Annotated in this window: 25 protein-coding genes; 13 read left to right on the forward strand and 12 right to left on the reverse strand. The window is 66.0% G+C overall.

The features are described from left to right. Window positions 1-14 precede the first annotated feature (14 nt). Window positions 15-473: a MaoC family dehydratase gene (locus ACL02S_RS10495; RefSeq protein WP_412802169.1), complete on the reverse strand. Its 459-nt coding sequence runs from the start codon at window positions 471-473 to the stop codon at window positions 15-17. A 170-nt stretch (window positions 474-643) separates the two neighbouring features. On the opposite strand from ACL02S_RS10495, the gene ACL02S_RS10500 reads away from it, so the two are divergent. The 3 genes from ACL02S_RS10500 to ACL02S_RS10510 all read left to right on the forward strand — a co-directional run bounded on the left by ACL02S_RS10500 (window position 644) and on the right by ACL02S_RS10510 (window position 4,004). Then, window positions 644-1,390, forward strand: coding sequence for a glucose 1-dehydrogenase (locus tag ACL02S_RS10500; RefSeq protein ID WP_412802170.1), 747 nt, complete (start codon window positions 644-646; stop codon window positions 1,388-1,390). 175 nt (window positions 1,391-1,565) lie between these two features. Continuing rightward, window positions 1,566-2,786, forward strand: coding sequence for a lipase family protein (locus ACL02S_RS10505; RefSeq protein WP_412802171.1), 1,221 nt, complete (start codon window positions 1,566-1,568; stop codon window positions 2,784-2,786). Window positions 2,787-2,945: 159 nt separating this feature from the next. Beyond that, window positions 2,946-4,004, forward strand: coding sequence for an NAD-dependent epimerase/dehydratase family protein (locus tag ACL02S_RS10510; protein WP_412802172.1), 1,059 nt, complete (start codon window positions 2,946-2,948; stop codon window positions 4,002-4,004). Window position 4,005: 1 nt separating this feature from the next. Here the strand turns inward: ACL02S_RS10510 and ACL02S_RS10515 are convergent, their stop codons facing one another. Genes ACL02S_RS10515 through ACL02S_RS10525 form a run of 3 tightly spaced genes read right to left on the reverse strand, consistent with a single transcriptional unit; the run spans window position 4,006 to window position 7,041 of the window. Continuing rightward, a complete protein-coding gene (locus ACL02S_RS10515; RefSeq protein ID WP_412802173.1) occupies window positions 4,006-5,031 on the reverse strand; it encodes a sensor histidine kinase in 1,026 nt (341 codons plus the stop codon). After that, window positions 5,024-5,749, reverse strand: coding sequence for a response regulator transcription factor (locus ACL02S_RS10520; RefSeq protein WP_412802174.1), 726 nt, complete (start codon window positions 5,747-5,749; stop codon window positions 5,024-5,026). The genes ACL02S_RS10515 and ACL02S_RS10520 overlap by 8 nt, the downstream gene beginning before the upstream one ends. 5 nt (window positions 5,750-5,754) lie before the next feature. Continuing rightward, window positions 5,755-7,041 (reverse strand): hypothetical protein, encoded by a 1,287-nt coding sequence (locus ACL02S_RS10525; protein WP_412802467.1) that lies wholly within the window; start codon window positions 7,039-7,041, stop codon window positions 5,755-5,757. Window positions 7,042-7,218: 177 nt separating this feature from the next. On the opposite strand from ACL02S_RS10525, the gene ACL02S_RS10530 reads away from it, so the two are divergent. From ACL02S_RS10530 to ACL02S_RS10575, 10 genes are all read left to right on the forward strand, one after another. Further along, window positions 7,219-7,890, forward strand: a complete 672-nt coding sequence (locus ACL02S_RS10530) for a glycosyltransferase family 2 protein (protein WP_412802175.1) — start codon at window positions 7,219-7,221, stop codon at window positions 7,888-7,890. Then, entirely contained in the window at window positions 7,887-8,564 is a 678-nt protein-coding gene (locus tag ACL02S_RS10535; RefSeq protein ID WP_412802176.1) for a TIGR04282 family arsenosugar biosynthesis glycosyltransferase, read from the forward strand. The genes ACL02S_RS10530 and ACL02S_RS10535 overlap by 4 nt, the downstream gene beginning before the upstream one ends. Beyond that, the gene (locus tag ACL02S_RS10540) at window positions 8,561-9,220 is read left to right on the forward strand and encodes a methyltransferase domain-containing protein (protein ID WP_412802177.1); all 660 of its coding nucleotides are present in this window, start codon (window positions 8,561-8,563) and stop codon (window positions 9,218-9,220) included. The genes ACL02S_RS10535 and ACL02S_RS10540 overlap by 4 nt, the downstream gene beginning before the upstream one ends. After that, window positions 9,217-10,371, forward strand: a complete 1,155-nt coding sequence (locus ACL02S_RS10545; RefSeq protein WP_412802178.1) for a molybdopterin-dependent oxidoreductase — start codon at window positions 9,217-9,219, stop codon at window positions 10,369-10,371. The genes ACL02S_RS10540 and ACL02S_RS10545 overlap by 4 nt, the downstream gene beginning before the upstream one ends. Then, window positions 10,368-10,805, forward strand: a complete 438-nt coding sequence (locus tag ACL02S_RS10550; protein ID WP_412802179.1) for a hypothetical protein — start codon at window positions 10,368-10,370, stop codon at window positions 10,803-10,805. The genes ACL02S_RS10545 and ACL02S_RS10550 overlap by 4 nt, the downstream gene beginning before the upstream one ends. A 148-nt stretch (window positions 10,806-10,953) precedes the next feature. Further along, a complete protein-coding gene (locus ACL02S_RS10555; RefSeq protein WP_412802180.1) occupies window positions 10,954-12,579 on the forward strand; it encodes a Ycf46 family AAA ATPase in 1,626 nt (541 codons plus the stop codon). Between the two features lie 22 nt (window positions 12,580-12,601). Then, entirely contained in the window at window positions 12,602-13,027 is a 426-nt protein-coding gene (locus tag ACL02S_RS10560; protein WP_412802181.1) for a hypothetical protein, read from the forward strand. After that, on the forward strand, window positions 13,024-13,236 hold the full coding sequence (locus tag ACL02S_RS10565; RefSeq protein WP_412802182.1) for a DUF2997 domain-containing protein: 213 nt from the start codon (window positions 13,024-13,026) through the stop codon (window positions 13,234-13,236). The genes ACL02S_RS10560 and ACL02S_RS10565 overlap by 4 nt, the downstream gene beginning before the upstream one ends. Beyond that, a complete protein-coding gene (locus ACL02S_RS10570; RefSeq protein WP_412802183.1) occupies window positions 13,233-14,090 on the forward strand; it encodes a ComEA family DNA-binding protein in 858 nt (285 codons plus the stop codon). The genes ACL02S_RS10565 and ACL02S_RS10570 overlap by 4 nt, the downstream gene beginning before the upstream one ends. Next, a complete protein-coding gene (locus ACL02S_RS10575; RefSeq protein ID WP_412802184.1) occupies window positions 14,090-14,692 on the forward strand; it encodes a 4Fe-4S single cluster domain-containing protein in 603 nt (200 codons plus the stop codon). The genes ACL02S_RS10570 and ACL02S_RS10575 overlap by 1 nt, the downstream gene beginning before the upstream one ends. 97 nt (window positions 14,693-14,789) lie before the next feature. Here ACL02S_RS10575 and ACL02S_RS10580 read toward each other — a convergent pair whose 3' ends face one another. From ACL02S_RS10580 to ACL02S_RS10615, 8 genes are all read right to left on the reverse strand, one after another. Beyond that, a complete protein-coding gene (locus ACL02S_RS10580; protein ID WP_412802185.1) occupies window positions 14,790-14,987 on the reverse strand; it encodes a hypothetical protein in 198 nt (65 codons plus the stop codon). A gap of 85 nt (window positions 14,988-15,072) precedes the next feature. Next, window positions 15,073-15,480 carry a VOC family protein gene (locus ACL02S_RS10585; protein WP_412802186.1) on the reverse strand — a complete coding sequence of 136 codons (408 nt, stop codon included), beginning with the start codon at window positions 15,478-15,480 and terminating at the stop codon, window positions 15,073-15,075. 178 nt (window positions 15,481-15,658) lie between these two features. After that, window positions 15,659-16,201, reverse strand: a complete 543-nt coding sequence (locus ACL02S_RS10590) for a YaeQ family protein (RefSeq protein ID WP_412802187.1) — start codon at window positions 16,199-16,201, stop codon at window positions 15,659-15,661. A 70-nt stretch (window positions 16,202-16,271) separates the two neighbouring features. Then, window positions 16,272-16,889, reverse strand: a complete 618-nt coding sequence (locus tag ACL02S_RS10595) for a DUF4232 domain-containing protein (RefSeq protein ID WP_412802188.1) — start codon at window positions 16,887-16,889, stop codon at window positions 16,272-16,274. Between the two features lie 320 nt (window positions 16,890-17,209). Next, window positions 17,210-17,989: an SDR family NAD(P)-dependent oxidoreductase gene (locus tag ACL02S_RS10600; RefSeq protein WP_412802189.1), complete on the reverse strand. Its 780-nt coding sequence runs from the start codon at window positions 17,987-17,989 to the stop codon at window positions 17,210-17,212. 145 nt (window positions 17,990-18,134) lie between these two features. Then, the gene (locus ACL02S_RS10605; RefSeq protein ID WP_412802190.1) at window positions 18,135-19,076 is read right to left on the reverse strand and encodes a diacylglycerol/lipid kinase family protein; all 942 of its coding nucleotides are present in this window, start codon (window positions 19,074-19,076) and stop codon (window positions 18,135-18,137) included. Next, entirely contained in the window at window positions 19,061-19,795 is a 735-nt protein-coding gene (locus ACL02S_RS10610; protein WP_412802191.1) for an HAD family hydrolase, read from the reverse strand. The genes ACL02S_RS10605 and ACL02S_RS10610 overlap by 16 nt, the downstream gene beginning before the upstream one ends. Next, on the reverse strand, window positions 19,792-21,198 hold the full coding sequence (locus ACL02S_RS10615; protein WP_412802192.1) for a nucleotidyltransferase domain-containing protein: 1,407 nt from the start codon (window positions 21,196-21,198) through the stop codon (window positions 19,792-19,794). The genes ACL02S_RS10610 and ACL02S_RS10615 overlap by 4 nt, the downstream gene beginning before the upstream one ends. Window position 21,199: the final 1 nt, after the last annotated feature.

A 21,199-nucleotide genomic window follows, 5' to 3' on the forward strand; every position in this document is an offset into this window, starting at 1 on the left:
GTTTCCGCCCGAGGTCAGGACAGAGCGCGCATGACCATCTCCGCGACACAGACCGGTTTGTCACCGCCCGCACGCTCGATGGTCACCACGGAAGTCATCTGCAAGCCGCCGGACACCTCCTCCACCGTCACGATCCGCGCCCTGCCCCTGATCCGAGAGCCGGAGGGAACCGGCGCGGGGAAACGAACCTTGTTCACGCCGTAGTTGATTCGTGCCGAGGCATCGGTGATCCGAAAGATCTGACTCATGATCGATGGCAGCAACGACAAGGTGAGGTAGCCGTGTGCGATGGTCGTGCCATACGGTCCCGCCGCTGCGCGCTCCGGATCGGTGTGGATCCACTGACGATCTTCGGTCGCCTCGGCGAACGCGTCGATACGCTGCTGGTCGATCTCCATCCAATCGCTCGCACCGAGATCGGCGCCAGAAGCGGTCCGCAAAGTGTCCATCGTGAACGTCATGGGTTCGCTCATGCGACGAACCCTAGACCACTCCCGACGCGCAGGACACACGCACACAACAAATTTCGTACGACATCCGGGTTACTGTCACACCGTGGACTGAGCTGGGTATACGGCACAGTCGGTGACAACCGTGGAAGGGCATTACCGGAACACGGATCAAGAAAGGTGAGGTATCACATATGGGGCGGTTATCCGGCAAAGTGGCATTGATCAGTGGGGCTGCGCGCGGTATGGGGGCAGCGCACGCCAGAGCACTGGTCACCGAGGACGCGCGCGTGGTGCTCGGCGATGTGCTCCACGATGAAGGTGCCGCGGTGGCCGATGAGCTGGGCGACAATGCTGTCTACGTGCCGCTCGACGTGCGTGAGCCGAGTGCCTGGCGCGCGGCCGTCGCCGAGTCGGTTCGGCGGTTCGGATCACTGAATGTACTGGTGAACAACGCGGGCATCACGAACGACAGGGCGCTCATCGCCTATGAGCTCGCCGAATGGCAGCGGATCATCGATATCAATCTGACCGGCACTTTCCTCGGTATGCAGGAGGCGACACCTGCCATGATCACGGCGGGTGGCGGCTCCATCATCAATATCTCCTCCGTCGAGGGGCTGCGGGGCAGCACCAGGCTGCACGGCTATACCACCACCAAGTTCGCGGTACGCGGACTGACCAAATCCACCGCACTCGAACTGGCCCAATACGGGATTCGAGTGAACTCGGTACACCCCGGCTTGGTTCGGACCCCGATGACCGAGCACGTCCCCGATGATTTCCTGCAGATCCCGCTCGGTCGGGCCGCTCAACCCGCCGAGGTCTCCGCTCTGGTGGTATTCCTCGCCTCCGACGAATCGTCGTACTCCACCGGGGCAGAATTCGTCATCGACGGTGGCCTGACCACGGGTATCCCGCACAAGAGTATCGGCAAATAATTCCGCCACAGCAGTGCGCCGCCCTCGACCGGCGCGGCTAACTCGGCTTTCTCCGCTCGTCTCCTACAGTGGTCGAGTCCGTATCCCGGCCACAGGGGCGACCAGGATACGGAGTATTCGACTTCGGCACGCCAACGTCAACGAAATGTCGTGATGGATGGGAGCGGCGAACGTCATGCTTCGATCGGTTACTTCCACCACTGTGGCCACGATTGTCCTGGTGGCACTGTCGGTGATCCCACTGTCGGTGGGCACATCGATGGCCGCCGCGCAGCCGATCTATCCGGCCCCGGATCCCGATTCGTTCTACGCCGCAACGGCAGAACTGGGCCGCGCCGCGCCCGGTGCGGTCCTGGCGGTCCGGACGATGCCGGATCTGCCCATGTTCCCCGGCACGACCAGCACGATGATCAAATTCCGCTCCACCAACTCCGCCGGCACACCGATCGCGGCGACTACCACCGTGCTGACCCCGTCGAATCACGTACCCGGCGGGCCACTGTTGTCCTATCAGCACATCATCAACGGGCTCGGCACGCAGTGCGCCGTGTCCAGGGTGCTCTACACCGACAATCCCGATCTGATGATCCGGGAAGCGCCCGCGCTCAACGCGGTGTTGCTGCGCGGCTGGTCGGTGGTTCTGCCCGACCACCTCGGTCCGACCAGTGCCTATGGCGCCGCGAGATTGGGAGGCGTACTCACCCTCGATAGTCTCCGAGCGGCCAGGAATGTCGCACGGCTTGGTCTGGCCGACAGTCCGATCACCATGCTCGGCTATTCCGGTGGTGGTATGGCGACCGCGTGGGCAGCCGCACTGGCACCGCGATACGCACCCGAACTGCCCCTCGTCGGTGTCGCCGCGGGCGGGGTACCGATGAACCTGGTGACCATGCTCGAGGGCATCGGCTACAGTCCGCATCCGGTCTTCGGTCTTGCCTTCGCGGCAGCGATCGGTTTGGAACGGGAGTATCCGGCGCGCTTGCCGATCAGCGAATACTTGAACCCGGCGGGCATGGCGGTACGGGACCGGATCGCCAACAGTTGCACCAACGACATTCTGATCGCAGGCGCGGGACGTAGTGTCACGGATGTCGCGACCTCGACTTCGCTCGCCTACGAGGATCGCGCCCGTGCGGTACTCAGAGAGAACAGCCTGGAGTTCTACGACGGCATACCGACTACGCCGATCTTCCAGTGGCGGGCCTTCTACGACGCGCTGATCCCGATGGACGCGATCGACAACACGATACGACGCTATTGCGCCGCGGGTGCGCGCGTCCAGTATGAGCTGTATCCGAGCCCGGATCATCTGTCCGCCGCCGTACTCGGCATGCCCGCGGCACTCAGTTGGCTGGATGCTCGGGTACGAGGTGAACCAGCACCGAGCAATTGCTGAGCCCGTGCTGTCCGGAACTACGCTGCCAGTAACTGACGAAAGTGTGACGCCACGGCCGTGCCACACGACTTTTCCGCTGGAGTCCGGACAGAATCGGACCATGAGTGCCAACCATGCGGGCAACACCCGCCGAACCCGCCGCATATGAGCCCGACGCCGATGCGAATTCTGCTGACCGGCGCCGCGGGCTTCATCGGAGCGCACATACACCGGGCATTGGCCAGGGCCGGGCACGAGGTGATCGCCGTAGATCTCATGCTGCCCGCGGCACACGGACCGGAGGCACGGCCCCCGGAGGGCGTGCATCGGATCGATGTACGCGATATCGAGAGTCTGGTGCCGCTGCTGCACGGTATCGATGTGGTCTGCCACCAGGCCGCTGTCGTCGGGGCCGGGGTGAGCGTCGCGGATGCGCCTGCCTACGCAAGCCACAACGATCTGGGTACGGCGGTGGTCCTCGCCGCCATGGCGGACGCGGGGTGCCATCGGCTGGTGCTTGCTTCGTCCATGGTGGTCTACGGCGAGGGGTGCTATCGGAACGCCACCGACGAGATGGTCCAGCCAGGGCAGCGCACCCGCACGGATCTCGAGCAGGGGCGATTCGAACAGCGCTGCCCGAGCACCGGGGACGCGCTGCACTGGGTGCCGGTACCTGAGGACACTCCCCTGCGGCCACGCAGCCTGTACGCGGCGAGCAAGGTGGCGCAAGAGCATTACGCCGCCGCATGGGTGGCCGCTACCGGCGGCACGGTCACCGCCCTGCGATACCACAACGTCTACGGCGACGGTATGCCGCGGGATACCCCGTATTCCGGTGTCGCGGCGATCTTCCGATCCGCACTGGCTGCCGGGCGAGCGCCGCTGGTATTCGAGGATGGTCGGCAGGCACGGGATTTCGTGCACGTATCCGATATCGCGGCAGCCAACCTCGCGGCTGTCGAACAGCCACTACCCGGATTCGTGCCGCTGAACGTCTGCTCCGGACAGCCGATCACGATCGGTGAGGTCGCTACGGTGCTCGCGGACGCTTGTCATGGCCCCGCGCCGCTGATAACCGGCGATTATCGGCCCGGCGATGTCCGCCATATCGTCGCGAGCCCGGACGCGGCCCGGCGCTTGCTCGGGTTCTCCGCCGAGATCGACCCGCGCGAAGGACTCGCGGACTTCGCGTTCGCCCCACTGCGCGCCACCGCTGGGGTGGGCACGCCTACCGGGTGAATCAGTTCTCCGACAGCGGCAGCCGCACTTCGAAGCGGCAACCACGGTCGCGATTCTTGGCGGTGATATCACCATCGTGGGCCTCGACCAAGCCCGCCGCGATAGCCAACCCCATACCGCTGCCCGCGGGCATACCGTCACCGGCGACCGGCGACCGGACTGCCGTACCGCGATAGGCGATCTCGAAGATCCTGGCGAGGTCGTCCTCCGCGATGCCGGGTCCGCTGTCGTCGACTCGCGCCCATGCCTGCCCGTCGACCACTCCGGCCGAAATCGCGATATGACCGCCCGGCGGAGTATGCGCGATGGCGTTGGAGACGAGATTGGTCAGTACCCGGCCGAGTGCGCGGTCATCGGCCGCGACCATGACACGAAAGTCCGGCTGTTCGGCGCGTAAGGACACCGTGGCACGCTCTGCGGTCGGTCGGTTGGCGGCGAGCACCTCGTCGATCACCTCACGCAGATCTATCGGCTCCAGCGCCAGCCGGAGCGCACCGGCGTTGATCTTCGACATCTCGAACAGGTCGTCGACCATGCCGGAGAGCCGATGGATCTCCCTGCCGATCTGTTCGGCGTAGCGGGTGACGACCGCGGCATCGGTCACCACACCGTCCGACAGCGCCTCGGCCATGGCACGGATACCGGCGAGCGGGGTACGCAGATCGTGACTCACCCAGGCGACCAGCTCACGCCTGGAGCGTTCGGCGGCTCGTTCCTGCTCGCGGATCTGTTTCTCCCAGACGGTCTTGCGTGCCTGCTGCCTGCCGAGCAGCACCGCGGCGGGCAGGGTGACCGTGGCGACAACAGCGAGTACCACCAGAGTGCGATGCAGCTCGGTGGTGAACATCAGACCGCTGACCACGGTCATCCCGGCGAGCGCGGACAGGATCGGGATCAGAATCAGCACGACCATACTGCTGGTCAGCGACCTGTTGCCGACCACATGCAGCAGAATCGCCCCGAACAGCACCACCGGTACCGAGCCTGCGGCGGTGTAGAGGATCAGATGCAGTGTCGGCTCATCCATAGGACCGATCCTGCTCGGTCCCGGCGCGTCCCCACGCATAGCCACGCCCCCAGACGGTGTCGATTCGGTGATGAGCACCGAGCTTGGCGCGCAATCGCTTGATATGCACGGTGACCGTGGAGAGGTCACCGAAGTCCCAGCCCCATACCTCGGCCAGCAGATCTTCCCGGCTGAACACCGCGTTCGGGTGCCGTAACAGGAATTCCAGCAGATCGAACTCACGCGGCGTCAGCTCGACCCTGGCGCCATCGATACACACCAGCCGGGCCGCGGGGCGCACCTCGAGCACACCGTCCCACAGCGCCGAGTGGTCGGCCGGGGCAAAGGGACGCGACCGACGCAGTACCGAGGCCACTCGCAATGCCAGCTCGCGCGGGCTGAACGGCTTGGTCACATAGTCATCTGCACCTGCTTCCAGCCCGATCACCCGGTCGTCTTCGTCGCCGAGGGCGGTCAGCAAGATGATCGGTGTATCCGGGCGCGGGCCGGATCTGACGGCACGGCAGATCTCGATGCCATCCGGCCCCGGCATCATCACGTCGAGCACCGCGAGTTCGACTTCCCCGGACATGCCGTCGCCGAAGCCGTCACGACGCGCCAGCGCGGCCGAAGCACTCGCCCCATCGGCGGTTTCGAGCACCGCCAAGCCGTCGCGTTCCAGATAGCGGCGGACCACGTCGCGCACGACAGGGTCATCGTCTGCGATGAGTATGCACATAACAATCACCAATGCGTCAGAATCAGATGGACCAGCAATAAAGTGCCGAGCGCCTGCACGCCGAGCCAGAAGCGGGCGGTGGCTTTCGGTAGAAAGGCAGTTGCCGCCAGCAGCCACACGTCGAACGGCAGCCAGATCCGCTCGGTCTCGGCCTTGCTCAACCCACTGGCATCGGCGACAAGGACAGCGCACAATCCCGCGGCCACCAGCAGCGTCGCCGGGTCCAACGCCCGCACACCCGCCCGTGACAACGCATTCGGTAACGCCGCGACGGCAGCCAGACCGATAGCGCACACGGTCGCCGCGAGATTGCCCCACCACCAATAACCGAACGGCCGGTCGGAGGCAATGCCCTGGTAATAGCGCTGGACGACCAGATGGTAGCCATCCAGCCACCAGAACCCGGCGAGGGTGAACGCGGCCGCGACCGCCAGCGCACCGGCGAGCGCAGGCAGTAACGGCCGGAGCGTCCGCCCTGCCATCAGCACAGCCACCGCCGGAAACGCCATGAGCACCAATCCGTAACTGAGGTAGATGCCGAGACCGAACAACACCCCGGCCCCGACCGCGGTCCCGATCCGGCCGGACCGGGTGGCCAGCGCGAGCAGTGCCACCGCCCATGCGGTGACACCGGCGAATATCGCGTCGGCCGATACCGCGATCCAGAGCGCGGCGGGTGCGAGCACCAGAAAGGGCAGTGCCGCCCGCGCACGGTACTCGGCACCGAGCGCACGTAAGGTGACCGCCACCGCGACCACCGCGCTGCATCCGATCAGCAGGCAGGCCGCTCCCGCCCATGCCCCACCGCCGAACCCGGCCCGGTCGAGCAGGACGAAGAACAGCAGTGCGCCCGGCGGATGCCCGGAGACATGCGTGGTCCACGAGTCCGGCTGGAAGTCGAGAATCCGACCGGAGAATTCGCGCAGCAGCACCCGCAGATCGGTCACCCCACCGACCTCGTGCAGGTACTCGTTGTGGTCGGTGAGCCGTTCGGTGAAGCCGCGCCGCCAGCCGTCGACCAATGCCAAGGCGAACGTCCAGCACACCGCGGTGATATACGCCGCTACCAGCAGTCGAGGCCAAGACAGCCGGGCCGCGACGGTCGGGCCTGCCAGCACAACCACCACGGCGATCAAGGCGGCGGGGACAGTACCCGGACCCGCGTGCGGTAACCACACGCCGAAAATCGGCGCGGCGCCCGCGTAGAGCGAACGCTGCCACTCACCGCCGATGATTCGCGGAACCTGGAATGCCGCGCCGACCAAGACGACAGCGAGACCAGCGGCGAGCAGTTCGCCCCGGAATCGGACCGTCTGCCCTCTGGTGGCTTCGGTGAGTTCGCGCACACGGTCACGATAGGCGCGAAACACGCAAGAATCCGCTGACAGCCGCAATGGAATCGACACCGTCAGAGTTTCGTAACCGTTTTCGCGGCCGCATTCGTCCGTTTCGAACCTAGCGTTCCAAGAGTGACCGAATCCGTGGACGAACGAGACGGCGTGACCGTCGTCATCCCGTGCCGTGACGAAGCCGAATCGTTGCCTGCTGTGCTCGCGGCGATTCCACCCGGTTACCTGGCGCTGGTCGTGGACAACGGGTCCACCGACGCCACCGCCACCGTCGCGCGGGCGGCCGGAGCGCATGTGGTCGCCGAGCAACGCCCCGGATACGGCGCCGCGGTGCAGGCCGGGATCGCCGCGGCACAGACCGAATTGGTCGCGGTCCTCGACGGCGACGGATCAATGGACCCCGGTGAACTGCCTGCTCTGGTGCACGAGGTGCGCGCGGGCGCGGATCTCGCCGTGGGCAGGCGCAGGCCGGTGCGCGTTGGCAGTTGGCCCTGGCACGCTCGCCTCGGCAACCGGATGATCGCCACCCGGCTGCGGCGCAAGTACGGCGTACCGGTGCACGATATCGCCGCGATGCGAGTCGCCCGCCGAACGGCGCTGCTCTCGCTCGGACCACTGCACACCCGCTTCGGGTACCCGCTGGAACTGCTGATGGGAGCGGCCACCGCGGGCTGGCTGGTAGTCGAGAAGGACATCACCTACCGGCCACGAACAGGCGGGATATCGAAGGTATCCGGTTCATGGCGTGGCTCGATGCGCGCCACCCGAGACTTCTGGATGGTGCTGAAATGACCTGCCCGGCCACCCTGCTGGTGGTGGCGAAGGCGCCTGTCGCCGGATTCGCCAAAACACGGCTCACCCCGCCGCTCACCCCGCACGAGGCAGCCGAGGTCGCCGCGGCATCCTTGCTCGATACCCTCGATGCCGTCGTGCACAGCGACGTCACCCACCGCATCGTCGCCATGACCGGCGATCTCGACGCCGCCGAACGTCACGGCGAATTGTGCGGGCTGCTGGCCGGTGTCGACGTGCTGCCACAACGCGGGCGCACCTTCGGCGAGCGGTTGGCCAACGCGCATGCCGACGCGGCCAGAGCGGGACTGCCGGTCTTGCAGATCGGTATGGATACCCCCCAGCTCGGTGCCGAACTGCTGACCGAAGCAGCCCTGACTTTGCTCGACACCGGTGACGCCGTGCTAGGCCCCGCCACCGACGGCGGCTGGTGGGCGCTCGGCCTGCCGACCCCGCAACCCGCGCGCACGCTCACGGATGTGCCGATGTCGACCTCCCGCACCGGATTGCTGACCCGAAACGCGATACGGCAGTGCGGCCTGCGGGTTCACTCGCTGCCGACACACTCCGATGTCGATGATTTCGACGATGCCCTGCGGATCGCAGCAGCCACCGAGGGCCGATTCGCCGATACGGTGCGGCGGCTGCGGCACCGCACCACGGTGACGCGGTGAACGAAATCTTCGACCAGGCGCTGATAGGCGAGGACTGCTGGGTCCGTGCCACCGACGGATCGACGCGCCCCCTGCCGACCAGGCAATGGCTCGGCGCGGGCGAGGACACCGATAACCTCGCCGACACCGCCTTGACCTGCTGCTGCGACGGCCCGACCATCGACCTCGGCTGCGGGCCTGGTCGCCTGGTCGCCGCACTGCTGCGGCGCGGTGTCGTCGCGCTCGGAGTGGATATCTCACCGATGGCGGTGGCGGTCACCCGTTTTCGCGGGGCACCCGCACTGCACCGTGATCTGTTCGAGCCGCTACCGGGGACCGGGCGCTGGACCTATGCTCTGCTGGCCGACGGCAATGTCGGTATCGGCGGCGACCCACTGCGGCTACTCGACCGGACCCGCGATCTACTCACCATCGGTGGAGTCGCCGTGGTCGAATTCGACCGGCCCGGTACCGGTATAGCTCGACAGCAGCTCCGCCTGGAGACGAAGAATTCCGCAGGCCCCTGGTTTCCGTGGGCGTATGTGGGCATCGAATACGCGGAGGCGCTGGCCGAGGCGACCGGGTTCCGCTTGCGCGCGACCGCCGAAGTGGCCGGGCGACATATCGCCTGGCTGAAACGGCACCCCGGCGAGCCCGAGCATGCGGGCGCACCATGAGTGCGCGCGGCCCCGAAGTAGCGAGTCGGGTCGGTATCGCGCTCGGCATCGCGATCCTGGTGTGTTTCGGCACCGGACTACTGAGCCATTGGATCCAGCATCCACCCACTTGGTTCTGGTGGCCCACCCGACCGGTCTGGCTCTACCGCTTCACCCAGGGCACGCATGTGATCGCGGGGGTGATCGCCATTCCCCTGCTGTTGGTGAAATTGTGGGCGGTCTATCCGAGACTGTTCCAGCGGCCGATACTCGGTTCACCGCTGCGTATCGCCGAGCGCGGATCGATCGCGGTACTTGTCGGCTCGGTCATCTTCCAGTTGTCGACAGGACTGGCCAATATCGCGCAGTACTATCCGTGGAAGTTCTTCTTCCCCACCGCGCATTACGCGATGGCCTATATAGCGGCCGGGGCGCTCGCCGTGCATCTGGCGGTGAAGTTGCCAGTGATCCGGGAGGCACTGCGCCGCCCGATCGAGTCGCCGACGCCTGCGGATCAGGCATCCCCAGAAGGCATTTCCCCGGCGCATGCCATGTCGAACGCCGCCGATCGAAGGGTAACCAGGGTTTCGCGCCGCACTGTACTGAACGCGGCATGGGTGTCCGCGGCGGTGGCGGGCCTTGCGGTGGCCGGGCAGACCGTGCCGTTGCTGCGGTGGGTATCGTTTCTCGCGCCACGCAGCGGGCACGGGCCGCAGGGAGTTCCGGTCAATCGCTCGGCCGCCGCCGCGGGGGTAGCCGAGCGGGCACGCGATCCGGGCTATCGGCTGCTGGTGCGCGCCGGAGACCGGCAGCGCGAGTTCACCCGGACCGAGCTGGCCGCGCTGCCGCAGACCTCGGCGCGGCTGCCGATCGCGTGCGTCGAAGGATGGTCGGCGTCCGCGCACTGGTCGGGAGTCCGGCTGCGCGATGTCCTCGCCCTCGTCGGATACACCGGCGGTGACGTTCGATGCGATTCGCTGGAGACCAGCGGGATCTATCGCAGCTCGGTACTGCCACAGCGGCATGTCCTTGACCGGGACACGCTCATCGCGATGACAGTGAACGGGGAAATACTCGACCTGGATCACGGCTATCCCTGCCGCCTCATCGCACCGAACCGTCCCGGTGTACTGCAAACCAAATGGCTTTCACGCATCGAGGTGCTGCCATGATCCCGGCCATCCGGGCAGTGTTGCTCCTGGCCGGTCTCTGGCTCGGCTGGTATGGCCTCACCTTGCTGCTCGAATTCACCACCACCGACCTGACCTCGGTCGTGCTGTGGTTCGGCGGGGGCATCCTGCTGCACGACGCGGTTTTCGCGCCACTGTCGGCGGCAGCCGGGCTCGGCGGGCGGCGCATTCTGCCCGCGGGCTGGTGGGGGCCCGCCGCCTGCGGCGCCGTATGCACCGTCACGCTCGCCCTGATCGCCGCACCGGTGGTCGGACGACGATACGCGCTGCCGGACAACCCCACTGTGCTGGATCGTCACTATCCCGCGGGTCTGGCCATCGCACTGCTCACGATATGGGTGTTGGTCGTACTGATCGGGTTCGGCCGGACCGCGCGAAGCAGCCGGACCAGACAGCTACCGGACGAAGAAGCCTGAATCCCCCGAGTTCTGAACAGGATCGGTAGCGCCTGCTGAATCCTCCTGCACTACCTGCGCCATCTCCGCTCGACTTTCCCCTCCACACGATAGTTTGTTATCGTGCGGCAATCGTCATGAGTTCGCGGCAGAAGGCCAGGTGACCGCAGTGGGGGGAACAGCCGAGTTCCGTAACACGCTTGTTCAGCTCATTCGGGCCCGGCATCCGGTGCTGCTGGTGGAATCCCATGAGGAAGAGCGGATTCTGGCTACCGTGCGTTCCTTGGCCGCGGACCCGGAGGCGCTGCCTCGGCCGAAGAACGTAGCCATCTACACCCTGTCGAAGGGACTGCACAGTCCCGGCGGTGAAGGGAAGCCGATGCAGCCTGCCGACGCGCTGGCCGCCGCGCGCACGGTGGATCAACCGACGATCTTCGCCTTCTGCGATCTCCACCATTTCCTCGGTTCGAATCGTGGCCCGGATCCGGAGTTGGTCCGCGCGCTCATCGATACCGCCAATGCGTTCAAGATGGGTGCGGTGGCGCACACCTTGTTGCTGATCGCTCCCGCTCTGACCCTGCCGGTGGATCTGGAAAAGATCGTCACCGTAGTCGATCTGCCACTTCCCGATATCCAGGAGGTGGCGGATGTCCTCGATTCGATCGTCTCGGCGAACGCCGCCAATATCTCGGTTCAGCTCACCGAGGACGAACACCACCGGCTGCTGCAAGCGGCACTCGGATTGACCCGGTGGGAAGCCGAGAACGCCTTCGCCCGCGCGATCGCTTCGGATCGGACACTCGATGCGAGCGATATCTCCGTGGTCCTGGAAGAAAAACAGCAGACCATCCGCAAATCCGGTCTGCTGGAGTTCATTCCGTCCTCCGGCGGATTCGACGAAATCGGCGGCCTGGAAGTGCTCAAACAGTGGTTGAGCAAACGTAACGGCTCCTGGCTCGCCGAAGCCGCGCGCTGGTCCATCCCGGCCCCGAAGGGCATCTTGATCACGGGTGTGCCCGGCTGCGGAAAGAGCTTGACCGCCAAGTGCATGTCCAGCTTGTGGGGGTTGCCGCTGCTGCGGCTGGATGTCGGACGGGTCTTCTCGGGCCTGGTCGGGTCGAGTGAGCAGAACATGCGGGAGGCGTTGCGCCTGGCGGAAGCCGTATCGCCATCGATCCTGTGGATCGATGAGATCGAGAAGGGTTTCGGCTCATCGGCTTCCGGCGGCGACTCCGGCACCGGTCAGCGTGTGTTCGGCACCTTCTTGACCTGGATGCAGGAGAAGACGAAACCGGTGTTCGTGGTGGCGACAGCCAACCGCATCGAAAGCCTGCCCTCGGAGTTCCTCCGCAAGGGGCGGTTCGACGAAATATTCTTCGTCGATCTGCCCACCGAGGCCGAACGGGTCATCATCTGGAAGCTGCATATCCAGAAGCGGATCCACGAGCACTGCGACGGCCCTGTCGTACAGCCGACAGACGAGGTCACCGCCTCGCTGGCCGCGGCAAGCGAAGGATTTTCCGGTGCCGAGATCGAACAGATGGTCATCTCCGCGTGTTTCGACGCCTTCGCCGAACGCCGCAATGTGAGTATGGACGATTTGCAGCGCGCACTCGCCAATACCGTTCCGCTGTCGATCACCCAGGCCGAACAGATCGCGCAGATCCGGGAGTGGGCGTCCACCCGCGCGGTGGCGGCCACCGGCGCCGAGGACCGCGCCGCTTACGCGAAGAGCGCACCACAGGGTTCTTCCGAGATCGGCAATTGGCGAGGCGGCAGAACCTTCGAGTTCTGAGCATCCCGGAGAGGAACACCGCGTGAGTGTGGAGCTTCTGTTGATCCCGCTCGGCATCGCCGCCGCAGCGGCATGGCGAGAAAGCCGCAACACCGACCTGTGCCAGAAATGCAAAACCACCCGGATCACCGACCACACCCTGCTGATCGAAGCACTGCATGTGCTCGGAGCTCGGGACATCGTCCACACCGAGGACACCGTCACCGCCGTCACCCAGCTGGGTGCGGCGACCTTTCAACGAGTAGGCGAAGTCTTCCTCGGCCGGATCGATGACGACGAACAGGCCACCGACACGATGCTCGCCGACCTAGAGCACGCCGTCGGCCGGGTCCTGCAGGCCCGCAACGTAGCCGTGGTCCGGCAGCATGCGCGGGAACTCGGCTTGCGACTGGTCACCGAACACGCCACCGACGGCACCGTCCAGCTCGTCTTCGAAGAGGAACGATGAACCGCCGCATCGTCGTAACCGTCTCAGCGGACGGCACCATCAGCGCAGAATCGACCGGCCGCCCAGGGCCGTCGTGTCTCGACGACGTCACACTCATGCAGCAGCTGTGCCGTCAGGCCGAGGTCGTCGACTCCCGCCTCACCCGGGAGTACTACGCGTCCCGAACCGTCACCGACACCACCGTCGTACAGCAGGAAGACCTCGCATGACCACTCCGGAAGAACGCCTCTGCTCGCGAGGATGGCGGGTACGCAACAGCGCGTGGACCCTGTGGAGCCTGCTGCCGTTGCTCGGCCTGTTCAACTTCGTCGGCTTTCTGATCATCGGACTACGGGCCCGTAACAAAACCTGGCTGCTGGCATCGGCAGGTTGGCTGGTGTATGGCATCGGTCTGATGATCATCCTGCCCACGGTCGATATGGGCACCAAAGCCGAGCCGAGCGACTCCGCCACCAGCAAGGTGGTATCGCTGGTCTGCCTGATCTGCTGGATCGGCGGAATAATCCACACCTTCGCCACGAACCGCTCCTACCTGAAATGGCGGGCCTACAACCCCAGCCGCCCATGGCACTCCACCACGCCGACGGCACAGGCAGGCGCGAACCCGGCGATGGAAACCCCAGGCGGCGCGCTTCCACCCGCCGTCGACGCGGCCATGCGCGGGTACCCCGCCGCACCGAACCATTCCCCGCGACCCTGGCCGGAAGCACCCGCCACCGCGGCCGCTCCGCAGTGGACCGGCCGCTCCGGGGCCTCCGCCGCTCCCCCTGCCCCCACACTGTTCCCCGGGCACAACACCGCGCCCACACCGGGTGGCGGATCGGTAGACCTCAACAGCGCCGACACCAACCAGCTGCAACAACAACTCGGCCTGGACGCTACCGCGGCCGAGGCGATCGTCACTGCCAGGCACCGGCTCGGGCGCTACTCCGCACCCGACCAGATCATGACGGAAGCGGGCATACCCCCGCACATCTACCTGACGATCCAAGATCGCATCACCACATCGACCCCCGTGGTAACGACGCCCCCACCGGCCACAGGCCGCAGGCTCGAATTCTGATGCTGCGCATCGCCCGCATCCTGCACGGCACCACAGCCGAAGGCCCAGGGCTGCGGACCGCTGTCTGGATGCAGGGCTGCGCTATTCGCTGCCCCGGATGCATCAATCCCCACCTGTTCACCACCCGCGGCGGCCACCACCTCGCCCCGGAGACCATCGTGGCCGACGCGGTCACCGCAGGCTGCGAAGGGATCACCCTGCTCGGCGGCGAACCCTTCGATCAGCCCGCGCCCTGCGCCGATCTTGTCGAAGCGGCACACGCCGCAGGCCTCGGTGTCCTCGTCTTCACCGGCTACCTCCATGAAGACCTCGCCGCCCGCGGTTATGAGGAACGCCGCTTCCTCCAGCACATCGACTGCCTGGTCGACGGCCCCTACCGAGCCGACCAACCGGAACAGCACCGCGCGCTCGTCGGTTCGGGCAACCAGCGATTCCTGCACCTCACCGATCGCTACCGCCATTACGACCCCCACACCGGCCGAAACCAGCTCGATGTCCGGGTCCAGTCCGATGGCACCGTGGAACTCGCGGGCTTCCTCGGCAAAACCCAGCTCGATATGCTCGGCCCCGCCCTCGGGCACAGGCAGCGGCGGAGTGGGTGACGATCCTCGGACGCGCCTCGATCGGATGCGCCGACTCGATCCAGGCGGTGGGATCTCCGGTGAAACCGCGCACCAGCGGCGCGCTGTGGATGAGAAGTCAGCCGCGCGCGGCGCCTTCCAGCCACACCACGTCGACCGGTACGCCGCGTTCACGCGCGAGCTCGACCACCGTTCCGGTGCCTGCCTTCGATCCGCCCTCACCATCCCACACCGCGACCAGACGATCCACTGACCCCACCACGACATCGTTCGCGACCTCGTATGCTTCGCGGCCCGCGTTATCGAAATCCATCACACGCATCGCCTGCGCGCGTTCCGGGAGCAGGAGTTTGTTGTATCCGGACTGTTGGGGGCAGGTAAGGGAACATCCCGGTTTCGGCTCACCCTCTCGACGAGATCTGCTGCACACTCCAGCTGTTGCCGTCCGGGTCATCGAAGAAGATGAATCCGACATTGTCGAGAGGATCCGGTGTAGGCGAAGGATTTTCACCCACAACCTGGACATCGGTGACCGCGATGCCGCGCGCCACCAGTTCCTTGTGCGCCTGCTTGATGTCGGGCACGACCAGTTGGAGTCCCTTCACGGAGCCGGGTTCCATCTTCGGGACCGCGCCTTCACCGATGACTATGGAGCAGCCGGAGCCCGGCGGCGTCAGTTGCACGATGCGCACGCCGTCGCCGATCTTCGTATCGTGGTCGACAGTGAATCCCATTCGCTCGCTGTAGAAGTCCTTCGCCCGATCGATATCCGATACCGGGACGATGACGACCTCGAGGGTCCAGTTCATGGCGCTTCCTTTCGGATGGGTACAAACCTCAGCAGTAGAGACGGCCCAACGCCACGAAATTCATCGTCCCTCACTTGCGCAGCTGCCATTGGTAAGCGAATCTTCGGGAGCGTGTGACAGACCCTGGGGTCTGGTAGAGCCGGGGGGGCAATCAACCCGATCGGGTGCACCGAGGTAACTACCCGAGCCGGTGCTCGTCGACCGATGTGGTCAGGCCGGTGCCGTTGAGATCCAGGTACAGCGAGCGCTCGGTGACCGAAAGGGTCACCGTGTTGCGCCGCTCGAGCGCGGCGACCGCGGCGGTGATGAACTCACGGTCGAAGCTGTAGAGGGGAATCGCCTCGGCGCGGTGGATTCGCTTACCCGCGAGCTGCGCCAGCACTTTGGCCGATTCGCGGTGGGTGTAGACGGCGACGCGGTCGGCCGATTTGCTGCCGCGATGTACCCGCTCCGCATCGGGAGCACCGACTTCGATCCACGCGGTGCGGTGTCCGGTGAGATCGCGCACCAGCACTGCGGGCTCGTCGGTGGACGAAACACCACCATCGCTGAAGGCGATGCCCTCTTCGTACTCGAGGCAGTAGGCCAGCAGCCGCGTCAGCATGAACTCGGCTGTTTCGGAGGGGTGCCGCGCTACACGCAACTCCATCTCCTGATAGACGCCACGATCGACATCGGCCAGGTGGACGGCGAAGGTGTACACAGTTGCGCTGAGAGCCACAGGAGCAGGAGCTTAACCGATAACGGCCATCGCACCTATCGCACGGTGGTCCGGCCACTTCGACACGCGGCTATCCGGTTACCGGGTGCACCTGCAACCTGCAGGTGGCGATGGTGACCGGCAGGGAGCGGGTGTCGGTCGAATCGGGTGGGGTGACCAGAATGCTCGAAGACTCCGCGCAGGTCCGGCCGCTGCTGTCATAAGCAACCGCCTCCAGCAAGGCGTGAGCCGTGCGGCCCGGCTCCAGCAGTACGGTCGGCGCCGTGTCCTGACCGATGGGCAGGCCGCCCAGATAGCCGTTCGGCGTACGGTCGGCAGAGACGACCGGTCCACCACCGACCGCGTCCACACCGGGATAGCCGGTCACCGTACACGGCGGTGCGCCTGCGGCGAGGCTGAAGCTCAGCTGGACCCCGCGATGCCCCATCGCCGCTTCGCTTCCTCCTACCGCCACATCCACCTGGCCGGATCCGCAGGCCACTGGGGTCGCGGCGGTGGTCGCCACAACCGACTGCGATACCGGTGCGGTCGTGGTGACCGCCGGACCGGAACCGGTCGGCGCAGTGGCCACCACCGAAAGGCCTGTCACCGGTGCGGTACCCGGCGAGTCCGATGCCGCACACCCGGACAGCAACACCAGCACCGCACACCCGGATAGCAGCACTGTTCCTGTTGCTCGAGTGGTCATCTCCGCCCTCCTCCCGCATCACGGGATCAGGGCCACGAGGTCTCCGGCGGCGAGATCTCCGATACCCCAGAGTAGCCCCGCACGCGGGTTGGTCCGGTGCCCACAAGCGAGGTGCCTGGTCCAGCGCCTCTCCCCACGACCGACAGTGCGCGGTCGGCTGTAGTACGGTCCAGGAGGTGACCGGCAGGGATAGTGCCTGCATTGCGTAACACCCGGTAGGTCCTATCCGCTGGCTCGACGCAGGTCCGCGCCGCAGGCAGGCCATCTAACCACCGTGGCAGGCTATGATGCCGCGGCGAGCAGAATGCGCTACCGGTGAACTACCGAAAACCGTAGTACTGCTGCACCAGTCGCTCGTAGACGCGTGCGGGCACCAGTCGGCGGGTCCAGAAGGACAACCGCACATCCTTGCCGCAGAGGTAGCTCGGCCGTGGCCGGTCAGCCGCAAGGATTTTGGCGACCTTCTCGGCGACTGCCGTGGCGGGCTGTCCCGCCGCCAGGTAGCCGCGCACCAAGTCGAGTACGGAGGCACGATCGCTGTCGTAGGCGGCGATCGGGGCGCTCACGTGCTCGGCGGCGTCGATGATCGGGGTGACGGTCCAGCCCGGGATGAGCACCGACACCTGCGCTCCGAAACCAGCCGCCTCCATCCGCGCTGCTTCACCGATCCGCTCTACAGCCGCCTTCGTGGCCGAGTACCAACCGCCGTATGGCTCGGCGATCGCACCCGCTCCCGAGCTCACCACGATTGCCCGGCCCGCACCTTGTTCGCGGAACAGCGGTAGTACGGCGCGCAGCGCCCGCTGCGTGCCGAGCACATTGGTGTCGAACAGTGCCGCGGCCTCCTCCGGGGTGGTCTCCTCGACCGACCCGACCACACCGTAGGCCGCGAAGGTGACCACCGCGTCGATCCGGCCGTGCCTGGCGTGTACCTCGCGTACCCAGCGGTTCACTGCCTCGGTATCGCGCACGTCCACTTCGGCGAGACCGGGCGCCGCTATCAGATCGCAGCCCTCGACCGTATATCCGAGGTTCGCAAGGTGTTGTCTGGTGGCCGCGCCCATACCATTCGCGGCTCCGGTAATGAGTACGACAGTCATTGAGAGTCCTTTCCTGCATAAGCAGAGCCCCCCATGGCCACATTCCGTTCCCGCCTCCGGGCTCGACCGCTCATGCGGTGCCCCTTTCCCGCACGAGCGGAGCCCTCCGTGGCGACGCTGCGCTCCCGCCTCCGGGCTTGACCGCTCATGCGGTGCACACCCTCAATGCGCGTGGAAGTACTTCCAGCCGGGCCGATTCCACTATCGTTATCTCCCCGTCCAGCTCCAGCGGTGTCGGGCGATCCGGTCGAAGTTCCACCATCGTGTCCCGGTGGCATACCGCCAGCCGCGAGCGCCGGAACCGGCCCGCGTACAGCCCGGCGATCAGGCCGAGTACCCGGAGCCTGCCTGCCGCGGACCAGATATTCACATCGAACCGGCCATCGGCGCGGGTGACCGTGGTGTCGTAGTGCATACCACCGGCGAAGTGCACGCTTTTGAGTACGCCGATATTGGTGATCGGCGCGGTGTGGATCCAGTCGCTGCCGCGCACCGTGATCGGCAGCGGCCGGTGGGTGGCGATGGTGGTCAGCGCTGTGGCGAGGATGGCGGCGTCGACATTGCGCGTCTTGAGCTTGCCGAGCAAGCCGGTGGCGTGGTTGAACGAGTGATTGCCCGCCGCGACCAATCCCATACTGGCGTTGAGCAGGAAGTATCGGACGATGTGCGTACCATCGGCCAGCAGCATGCTGGCCTTGCCCACGTCCACGAGTTCGGCACGCGCGGCATCCAGCCGCACCGGGACGGTACCCACGCGCGCGGCATCGGACATCGGCTTGTGAAAGTCGTTGGAGCTGCCGAGACCCACCGCGCCGAGCGCCGAACCGGCGGCCAGCGGGCGGTCGGTCTCCGGGTCCATGAGCGCGTTCAGCACCAGGTTCACCATGCCGTCGCCACCGGCGGCCACGAGTACCTCGGGTGGATCCTGGCGGGTGACGGCCGCGCGCACGATCTTGGTGGCGTGCTGTTCGTCTGCGGGCAGTTCGACGGTCATATCGGGATTCCGCTCGCGCAGTACGGTTTCCACCGGCTGCCAGCGCTGCAGAGCGGTACCCGCATTCGACTGCGGGTTCAAGACGACAAGCATGGATCCTCCTCGATACCGAGCCACCGCCGCAATGCGCGATGGTCACCGGTGGTAACCAATCCGGTCCTGGCTACCTCGGCGGGCACTTCGGCGCCCTTGGTGCCGAGCAGGAAGACCGGAATCCCCAGCTGCGTCGCAGGCCCGTCGTTGCCCGGGTCGTTGCCGACCATCACGCAATCGCCTGCCGCCACGCCAAGCCGGTCGAGTAGTTCGTGATAGAAGTCGAGCCGCGGCTTGGACCGGTGCATGTTCTCGCCACTGGTGATGTAGGAGAACGAGCCGAGATCGTGCCCACCCCAGCCGAGCCTGGCCACCACGGTGCTGCGCGGCCACAGCGGATTGGTCGCGATCACCTGACGGGCACCGGACCGCGCCAGGCTCCGCACCGTCGCCACCGCCTCCGGTTGCGGCGTGAAACACGCGCGCAGCCGGACGAATTCGACCTCAGCCAACCGGTCCAAACGGGCCGCGGCCACCTCATAGCCGATGCCGACCCGCTCGGCGAGCAGGCGCAGCATCAGCTCCGTATTGGTGTGATCGGTGTCATTGGCACGCACATCACGCACTGTGCGGCGTAACACCGGTAGGAAACGGTGCGGCGGCATGAGATCACGGAACGCCCAGGTCGCCGCTGCGGGCATCACTGTGGTGAAAGTACGCCGACGCAAACCGATCAGGGTGCCGTCCAGATCCCACAGCACGGTGGGGGGTGCGCTCATTCCTGACTGTCCAGGACAGCTTGTAGATCCGCTCTGGTCAGTCCGAGCCGAGCCGCGTATTCCTCGATACCGGGCGGCGCGGGGCGGGCACCACCGAATCCGGTGCGCGTCCGCAACTGCCCGGCGTAGGAGGCGCCGAGATCGTAGACCGTCTTGGCGAGCGCGGCGGGGAACAGCCATTTGCCGAGGTCACGCTGGAACACTCTGGTCAGCCGGTACGGTGCGATCACGCGAGCACCGAGGGTATCCATCGCGCCCGGATCACGCAGTGAGCTCATCCGGGCCGCCTCCTCCGTGGGAGCCAGCAACAATCCCGACCACAGCCTGCCGAAGCTTTCCAGCTTCTCCTTCGGGTCGGCGGTCATATTGAACTCGGTGTAGGCCTTCTCGATACGAGAGGTGTGCGTGGAACGGCTACGCAGCAGCGTGTGCACATCCGCGATCTTGCGCGCGGTGTCGGTGTGGGTGAATCGGTCCACACGCGGCTCGATCCGATTCAGCAGCGCGGCGAAGTTCGGGTTGGGCACCAACCGATGCGCCAGCGAGAGGGCGTGGTACATCAGACCTTCGGTACCCGCTGTGGCGATCTCGGCGGCGAGCAGGTCGTAGTCGAGATCCTCGCTCGCATAGCGGGCCAGATTCCAGATGTCTCCGAGTTCTCGGACCCCGGTCTTGTAGTAGGGCAGATGGATGCCTAGGTGGTGCAGGTTGTCCTCGGGTGCCAGCGCCCATGCCGGAACACCGTGGAAATCGATGCGCCGCACTCGTTTCCAGATCGCGGCGTAATCGATCGTGTAGGGGGTCAGCGGCGTGATCAGTCCCCAGTGGGTGCCGACGACCAGCGCACCGTCGCGGGAGACGAACGACGGCAGATGATGCGAGCGCTCGGCCCGCACCTTGGGCGCCTTGCCGAGCAGCTCCGAGGTCGCGAACAGACCCAGTTCCCGATAGATCGCTATGGCCGCGTCGATCTGCTCTGGTTCCAGCAGGATGTCCAGGTCGTTCATCCGCTTGTAGCCGGGATCGTGGTAGATCTCGGTGGAGAAGAGCATGCCCTTGAGCACCACACAGCGGATGCCCTCTTCATCGAACCGCCGCAACAGCGGCACCACCCCGGCCAGCCTACGTTCGTTCGCGGTCGCGATCCGCTGTGTTACAGCCTCGAACCTGGCCTGCACCACGGGAGGGACGAGCGAATACACCTCGGCGGCGAGCAGGGAACGCCGCACCAGCGGCACGGTCGCGTTCAGCTGGGCCAGCTCGAAGAAGGCCGCCCAATCGGTGATCCGGTGGGCCAGCTCGACCAGTTCACCGCGTTCCGGTTCGGTCGGCGCCGCCAGCGCGGTATGCACCAGCAGCCGCTCAGCTGCCGTCCCACCTGCGGCGAGCATAGTGTCGGTCATA

It is taken from the genome of Nocardia spongicola (genome assembly GCF_047200775.1).
Lineage (GTDB): Bacteria > Actinomycetota > Actinomycetes > Mycobacteriales > Mycobacteriaceae > Nocardia.